The sequence below is a fragment of the Arsukibacterium sp. genome (genome assembly GCF_033722355.1).
In the GTDB taxonomy this organism is placed as follows: domain Bacteria; phylum Pseudomonadota; class Gammaproteobacteria; order Enterobacterales; family Alteromonadaceae; genus Alishewanella.
The window spans coordinates 1-7,781 of sequence record NZ_JAWVZF010000136.1; the positions used below are offsets into that span (position 1 = coordinate 1).

Annotated in this window: 6 protein-coding genes and 2 pseudogenes; 3 read left to right on the top strand and 5 right to left on the bottom strand. The window is 51.1% G+C overall.

Going from position 1 to position 7,781, the window contains the following annotated elements; all coding sequences use genetic code 11:
• Positions 1-627, top strand: a pseudogene (locus tag R3177_RS11485) (divalent metal cation transporter); the annotation flags it as partial.
• A 153-nt stretch (positions 628-780) separates the two neighbouring features.
• Here the strand turns inward: R3177_RS11485 and ilvN are convergent.
• Both ilvN and R3177_RS11495 read right to left on the bottom strand, forming a co-directional pair.
• On the bottom strand, positions 781-1,272 hold the full coding sequence (gene ilvN, locus R3177_RS11490; RefSeq protein ID WP_318971171.1) for an acetolactate synthase small subunit: 492 nt from the start codon (positions 1,270-1,272) through the stop codon (positions 781-783).
• A 2-nt stretch (positions 1,273-1,274) separates the two neighbouring features.
• On the bottom strand, positions 1,275-3,014 hold the full coding sequence (locus R3177_RS11495; protein WP_318971172.1) for an acetolactate synthase 3 large subunit: 1,740 nt from the start codon (positions 3,012-3,014) through the stop codon (positions 1,275-1,277).
• A 298-nt stretch (positions 3,015-3,312) separates the two neighbouring features.
• Here R3177_RS11495 and R3177_RS11500 point away from each other — a divergent pair, with 298 nt between their 5' ends.
• Both R3177_RS11500 and R3177_RS11505 read left to right on the top strand, forming a co-directional pair.
• Positions 3,313-4,158, top strand: coding sequence for a tetratricopeptide repeat protein (locus R3177_RS11500; protein ID WP_318971173.1), 846 nt, complete (start codon positions 3,313-3,315; stop codon positions 4,156-4,158).
• Positions 4,158-5,360, top strand: coding sequence for a methyltransferase (locus tag R3177_RS11505; protein WP_318971174.1), 1,203 nt, complete (start codon positions 4,158-4,160; stop codon positions 5,358-5,360). Before R3177_RS11500 ends, R3177_RS11505 begins: the two co-directional genes overlap by 1 nt.
• A 6-nt stretch (positions 5,361-5,366) precedes the next feature.
• Here the strand turns inward: R3177_RS11505 and R3177_RS11510 are convergent, their stop codons facing one another.
• The 3 genes and pseudogenes from R3177_RS11510 to R3177_RS11520 all read right to left on the bottom strand — a co-directional run.
• Entirely contained in the window at positions 5,367-6,314 is a 948-nt protein-coding gene (locus R3177_RS11510; RefSeq protein ID WP_318971175.1) for an acyltransferase, read from the bottom strand.
• Complete coding sequence (locus R3177_RS11515) at positions 6,314-7,207, bottom strand: acyltransferase (protein ID WP_318971176.1); 894 nt, start codon at positions 7,205-7,207, stop codon at positions 6,314-6,316. Before R3177_RS11515 ends, R3177_RS11510 begins: the two co-directional genes overlap by 1 nt.
• A 110-nt stretch (positions 7,208-7,317) precedes the next feature.
• Positions 7,318-7,781: pseudogene (locus tag R3177_RS11520) on the bottom strand (arginine decarboxylase); the annotation flags it as partial.

Consider the following 7,781-nt stretch of genomic DNA (forward strand, 5'->3'; position numbering starts at 1 on the left):
GCAATCAGCTCGCTGTGGCTTAAAGCCAAATTGCGCCAGCAAAGGCTCAGTCACCAACAGGGGTTATTTGACTTTAATCTGGGGTACTGGTTAACGGCCGCGCTGGCGCTGGTATTTGTCAGCTTGGGTGCGCTGGTGCAATACGGCTCAGAGCAGGAGATAGCGCTGGCAGGGAGCGCTTTTGCCCAGCAGCTGATTGGTATGTACGCCAGCACGATTGGCGAATGGGCAAGGCCGCTGGTGGCGCTTGTTGCCTTTTTATGTATGTTCGGCACCACTTTGACGGTACTGGATGGGTATGCCCGTACCTTAAACGAATCTTTTACCTTACTCGGCTGGCAACAGCCTGCTAACCATCATAATCTGCATATCTGGTTACTGGCGCAGGCAGCCAGTGGCATGGTGCTAATTTTATTTTTCAGCGCTGCTTTGGGCCCGTTATTAACCTTTGCGATGACGCTGGCCTTTTTAACCACCCCGGTATTTGCCTGGCTGAATTACAGCCTGATGACCGGCAAAGGTGTTGCTAACATAAGCCTGCCGCTTAAACTGCTTAGCTGGGCAGGCTTGCTTTATTTAACCGGCTTTGCAGTTTTGTTTCTGGCCTGGTTTAGCGCTGGGATATAACGAAATCAGGGGTCGTGCTGCAACACTCACCCCGGCTCGCCACAGCAACTCGTTCGCGCTTGCGCACTCACTCAGACACTCTGTGACGACCGGAATGAGGTTCCAGCCCTTTATTTATAATGTTTAGTAGTGGGTTCGTCGTTCATTGGATTATCAAAGCGCCAGGGTTTTCTCACCGCGGGCAATGCCTGACACGCCGCTGCGCACCACTTCCAGAATAGTCGTGCTGGCGAGTGCCTGAATAAAGGCATCCAGTTTATCGCTGGTGCCCACCAGCTGCACCGTATAAGTACTGGCGCTAACATCGATGATCTGACCGCGGAAAATATCAGCACAGCGTTTTACTTCATCGCGCGCCGCGCCACTGGCTTTTACTTTTACCAGCATCAGCTCACGCTCCAGATGCGGTGCATCATTCAGGTCGGTCAGTTTTACCACTTCAATCAGCTTATGCAGCTGCTTGGTGATCTGCTCAATCACCTGATCATTACCATGGGTGACCAGAGTCAGCCGTGATAAGGTGGCATCTTCAGTCGGCGCCACAGTCAGTGAGTCAATGTTGTAACCGCGCTGGGCGAATAACCCGACTAAGCGGGCCAGCGCACCTGATTCGTTTTCCAGCAAGACAGAAATGATATGTCGCATGGTTAAGTCCTCTCTGTCTTGCTTAAAAACATGTCATTCATCGCCCCACCCGGTATCTGCATCGGGTAAACGTGCTCTTTTGGGTCAATATGAATATCAAGAAACACCAGCCGGTCTTGCAGGGCAAAGGCGCGCTCAAGCGCCGGAATAAGCTGCTCAGGCTCGGTTACCCTGATACCGACATGACCGTAGGCTTCGGCCAGTTTGACAAAGTCGGGCAGGGAATCCATATACGAGCTGGCATAACGGGATTCGTAATTCATATCCTGCCACTGCTTAACCATGCCTAAATAACCGTTATTCAGGTTGATGATCTTTACCCCCAGACCATACTGCTTGCAGGTGGATAACTCCTGAATATTCATCTGAATAGAGCCTTCACCGGTCACACATACCACATCGGCGTCGGGGTAATTCAGTTTTACTCCCATGGCAGCCGGTAAGCCAAAACCCATGGTGCCAAGGCCGCCTGAGTTAATCCAGCGGTTTGGTTTATTAAAGCCATAATACTGAGCAGCAAACATCTGGTGCTGGCCGACATCACTGCAGACATAGGCATTGCCTTTGGTAATTTTACTCAGCTGCTCGATAACATACTGCGGTTTCAGCAGTGGGGCTGCGCTGTCATAGCGGCCGCCATGTACCGCCCGCCACTCTTCAATTTGCTGCCACCACTTTTTCATCGCACTGCTGTCCGGCTTCTTTTTCTTTTGTTTCAGCAGTTCCAGCATTTCAGTCAGCACCGGCTGCACCAGGCCAACTATCGGAATATGGGCATTGATGGTTTTACTGATGCTGGCCGGGTCGATATCAATATGAATAATCGTTGCGTCCGGGCAGAATTTTTTGGTGTTGTTGGTTACCCTGTCGTCAAAGCGGGCCCCGACCGCCAGAATAAGATCAGCATGATGCATCGTCTGGTTCGCTTCATAGCTGCCATGCATACCCAGCATGCCAATAAATTGTTTATCGCTGGCTGGGTAACAACCGAGCCCCATCAGCGTATTGGTCACCGGTAAATTCAACAACTGCGCCAGTTCAGTCAGCTCGTTCGAGGCACCACCCATGATAACGCCGCCGCCGGCATACAAAATCGGTTTTTTTGCCGCCAAAAGGGCCGTAATCGCTTTTTTAATCTGGCCGCTGTGGCCTTTTAATTTTGGCTGATAAGAGCGCAGTTTTACGTCACTGGGGTAATGATAGGCATAAGTCTGGCTCGGGATAGTCATATCTTTCGGGATATCAATCACCACCGGCCCGGGCCGGCCGCTCTGGGCAATATAAAAGGCTTTTTTAATAATGGCCGGAATGTCTTGTGGCCGGCGCACCGACATATTGTGCTTACAAATCGGCCGGGAAATACCGAGCATATCGGTTTCCTGAAAGGCGTCGTCACCGATTAAATGACTCATCACCTGGCCGGTCAGCACCACCATCGGAATGGAATCCATGTAGGCGGTCGCAATACCGGTAACCGCATTGGTCGCACCGGGCCCTGAGGTTACCAGCACCACGCCGGCTTTGCCACTGGCCCGGGCATAGGCGTCGGCCATATGGGTTGCCGCCTGCTCATGGCGCACCAGTACATGTTTTACTTTGGTTTGCTGAAACAGGGCATCATAGATATGCAGTACCGCCCCACCAGGATAACCATAAAGATACTCTACCCCTTCATCGGCCAGCGCCCGGATAACCATAGCGGCACCCGATAACATCTCGGTTTGTTTAGTTTGGCTTGTCATGGTGTTGTCTCATAGTTTTTTATAGCAAAAGCGAGCGGCCAACGCTGCGTGACCAGCGCTGGCCTAATAATCTGCAGCACGGGTGCTGCCTGTCTGCTACGTGGGTGGTTGTAAACTATGGCGCTCTTGTTGTTGCTTCTGTTGAAGTCATATTATCTGAACGCTCTGTTAATTTACGGGATGTCAGCGGCAATGTCGATGGTTTTTTCAGATTTGCCGCAGGCGGGGCTTAGCTTGTAAAATGATGCTTCTGGCCACATAGTAAAGCCACTAGCGCGAAATACAGGACCTGTCAGTTATGCAAAGCCCCATTGTTGATGTCACTATTCAGAATGCCCGCGAGGTACTGGAGCAATCGAAAAACCAGCTGGTAATATTTCAGTTTCACTCTGCCCGTAGTGAAGGCTGTCAGCAGCTGAGCCCGGTGTTAAAAGCGATAGTGCAACGTTACCCGCAGCAACTGCTGTTAGCGCGGGTAGATTGTGACCAGCAACAGGATTTAGCCATGCAGTTTGGTGTGCAGTCGCTACCCACGGTGATGCTGATTAAAGATGGCCGGCCGGTTGATGGTTTTGCCGGTGTCGAAACCGAACAAGCGATTATGGCCCGGCTGCAGCCTTATTTACCTAAACCGGAAGACGAGCTGATTGCCAGAGCGCAGCAGTATCTGGCCGAACAAAACCCGGCTGAAGCCTATCCGTTGTTTAAACAGGCGGTCGATATAGCACCAGAACGTGCTGAGCTGAAAGTCTGGCTGGCCGACACGGCCATCAGTCTTGGTCAGTTACCACAGGCTCAGTCATTATTGGCAGAAATCAGGCTGGCCGACCAGGACAGTGTTTATAAAGCGGTACTGGCAAAATTAGAACTGGCGCTGGAAGCCGCTGATACCCCGGAAATCCGGGCATTGGAGCAAAAGCTGGCCGCCAGTCCGGATGACAACAGCCTCAAAGAGCAATTAGCGGTGCAGTATCAGGCGGCACAGCGCAGTGAAGAGGCACTGGCATTGTTGCTGGGGATATTGCGACAAGATTTAAACTACGGCGACAGCAAAAAACTGTTTCTGGATATTCTGGCGGCCTTGCCCAAGGGGGATGCTGTCGCCAGTCAGTACCGGCGTAAACTGTACAGTTTGTTGTATTAATGTCCACTAATGCGGCACTGCAGCAGGCATTTGACCACTGCAGTGCGCTACTGACCCAATATCAGGCGTACTGGCAACTGATGCCGTTTGCCTGCCAGCAACTGCCCTGGGATAATCCGGCGCTGGCCGAAAAATTACGAAGTCTGCCAGAGCAGCAACTGGCTGGAATCGACCAGGACCCATTGTTGCAGCAGCAACACTTTGCTTCATTTTTCAGTGATTTATTTAAGCTCAATAGCTATCTGGCACCCGAAACCAACCCGTTAGTTGATCAGGCGTTGCAACAGGTACCTTTCTGGCTCGCCAATGGCATCGGCGGGCGCAAGCTCGAGCAGATCGGAGCGTTTGCCCGGCAGTTACCAGCCAGTAGCTTGCCAATGCTGGAGTGGTGCGCCGGCAAAGGGCACTTAGGCCGCCTGCTGGCCTGGCAGTTTAAGCGGCCGGTAACCAGTATTGAATGGCAGCAGCAACTCTGTGTTGATGGCAGTGCGCTGGCCGGCCAATTTGATATTCCGCAACGTTTTGTTCATGCTGACGTGCTTACCGCTGAGGGTAGTGCGGTGCTGGCAGCAAAGCAGCAGGTGCTGGCGCTGCATGCCTGTGGTCAGTTACATATTCAGTTGCTGCAACAAGCGGTCGCCACCGGTTGCGAGCAACTGCATATTGTGCCCTGTTGTTATCATCTGATTACAGCACAGTACTATCAGCCATTGTCGGCAGAGGCCCGGCAACATGACTTAACTCTGAGCCAGCATGATTTAAAGCTGGCCGTGCAGGGCCAGGTAACTGCCGGTGCCCGGGTTGAAAAGCTGCGCCATACTGAAGTGCACTGGCGCCTGGCCTATCAGGCACTGCGGGCCGATCTTACCGGTGATACTGCCTACCGGCCGCTGTCATCCGTTGCCAAGCACTGGTTTAGTGGCGACTTTGCTGATTTTTGTCGCTGGGCGGCCGGGCAGCATCAGTTAGTGCTGCCGGTTAAGCCGGACTGGCAGCACTATTTGCAGCTTGGTGCAAGCCACGCTGCGCTGGTGCGGCGGATTGAACTGGTAAGACATTTATTCCGGCGGCCACTGGAACTGTGGCTGGTGCTTGACCGGGCATTGTACCTGGAGCAGCATGGTTACCAGGTTAAACTCGGCGCGTTTTGTGATTATCAGGTAACGCCGCGTAACCTGTTATTGCAGGCCACACGTCAGTAAAACACCTTACCGGTGGGGCAGATCCTGGCAGACCAGCTGCTGTGCCGTTGCAGCTTGTTGTTCCTGCTGATAAAAAGCCTGAATAGCCAGATCTTTCGCCTGCCAGCGCTGATTCAACCAGAGCTGAAAGCGCTCGCGAAATGCCGCGTCGTTAAAATAATCACCAATAACCTGTTCATCCACTGCCAGAATGTCGGCTTTAATCACAATCCGTTTCAGGCGGCCCATCAGCATATCTAACGCCACATGCTGCTGGTTATCCGGATAAATTAACGTTAAATCTAAAATTGCATTAAACTGCTCACCCATGCTGGCCAGCGTAAAGGCGATGCCGCCTGCTTTGGGCGGCAGCAGGTACTGGAAAGGACTTTTTCTGGCCAGCCGCTTTGACTCGGTGCAGCGGCTGCCTTCAACAAAATTAATGATGGTGGTCGGCACCGTTAAAAATTTGGCACAAGACTTACGGGTAGTCGCAATATCTTTGCCTTTCAGATGGGGGTACTTAGCGAGCGTGGCCGCACTGTAGCGTTTCATATAGGGCATATCGAGTGCCCAGCAGCCAGTACCTAAAAAAGGTATCCACTTTAACTGATCTTTTAAGAAAAATTTTGGCTCAGGTATCAGTTTGTGGGCAAAACCGCTGACGACCGGAATATCCAGCCAGCTTTTGTGGTTTGCAATTAATAAGTACCAGCTTTCCCTATCGAGGGTCTGTTGGCCACTGATTTGCCAGTCAACGTCATTAAATAGGTTGATCAGGCCGGTGTTAACTTTAGTCCAGCCGCGGAAGCAACTGCGACCGGCCATTGCCAGTAGCCGGTGGACACTTTTAAAGGGTAACAGCAGTTTGACAATACCAATAGGGGTAACAATAATGCCCCAGAACGCCAGATTCAGCGCAAAACAACTGAAGCTGACAGGTAACAGTAACCAACCGGGTAAAAAACTTAACATCAGGCTACTCCTTTTTGCGCTAATGCGGCCAACTCCTGATCTTTCTGCTGCCACAACTGGTTTACCCATTGCTGAAAGTGCTGGCGGTAAACCGGGTCATTATAATCGCCAATCAAATCGCTGCTGATTGGTAATACCTTAATGTTCACTGTTATATCACGAACTTTGCCGGAAATATAATCCCAGAAACTGGGGATCCCCTGCGGGTAATAGATGGTGACATCCAGTATTTTATGCAGCTGATTACCCATGGCACCCAGCACAAAGGCGACCCCACCGGCTTTGGGTTTTAGCAGCCGGTTAAACGGTGATTGCTGCTGCTGATGCTTTTGTCTGGTAAAACGGGTGCCCTCAACGAAATTCATAATGGTGGACGGTTTAAACTGAAATTTCTGACACGCTCTGCGGGTCGTTTCAATGTCTTTGCCCTGCAGATGCGGGTTTTTCAGCAGAAAGCTTTTGCTGTAGCGCTTCATAAACGGGAAATCGAGCGCCCACCAGCAGATACCGAGCAGCGGCACATAGATCAGCTCTTTTTTCAGGAAAAATTTAATAAACGGAATTTTACGGTTAAAAATGTTCTGCAAAACCAGAATATCGGCCCAGGATTGGTGATTGGCTAAAATAAGATACCAGTCCTTACGGGATAGTTGCTCAAGTCCCTGTACGTTCCAGCGGATGCGGGTAAACAACGCAGTGGTAAAATTATTGACACTAATCCAGGCAACCGCACAGGCGTCCAGCAGGTACGTCATCCAGCTTTGCCAGCGTTTAACGGGGGGAAGTTTCAATACAGCCAGCAGCATGACCGGTACAAACCAGAACAAAGTATTAAAAAAATACAATAACAGTGACAATACACCGACTAAGGGCTTGGGGAGAAACGATAGCATAGCGCACCTGATTATTCAGTGCTGCCGCTGCGGGCAACAGGAAATAAGCCTAAAACAAACAGAGCAGCCACCGGCTGCTCTGTTCTCATCCGATCAGTGGCTATTCTAACTTAATCTTCAAAATAGGTGTAACCATAAACACCGGATTTAAGCTCATCGAGCAATGCCTCTTTCTGCTCGCTGCTCATATCCAGCTTCGCCAGCTGTTTAGTGTATGACATTAACAGTTTAGAGGCATCAAACTGGACATAACGCAGCACGTCAGCCACGGTGTCGCCTTTGATGATGTTGGTCAGCTTATAGCCACCATCATCGGTCAGCTCGACATGTACCGAGTCGGTGTCTCCAAACAGATTATGCAAATCACCAAGGATCTCCTGATAGGCACCGACCATAAACATGCCCAGTAAATACTGCTGGTCCTCTTTGTATACCGGCAGCGGCAGGCTGGACTCAATACCATTGCCATCGGCATAACTTTTTAACTGACCGTCAGAATCACAGGTAATATCCTGAATAATTGCTCTGTGGTCCAGCGGTTCCAGCATCCGCTCAAGCGGCATTACCGGGAACA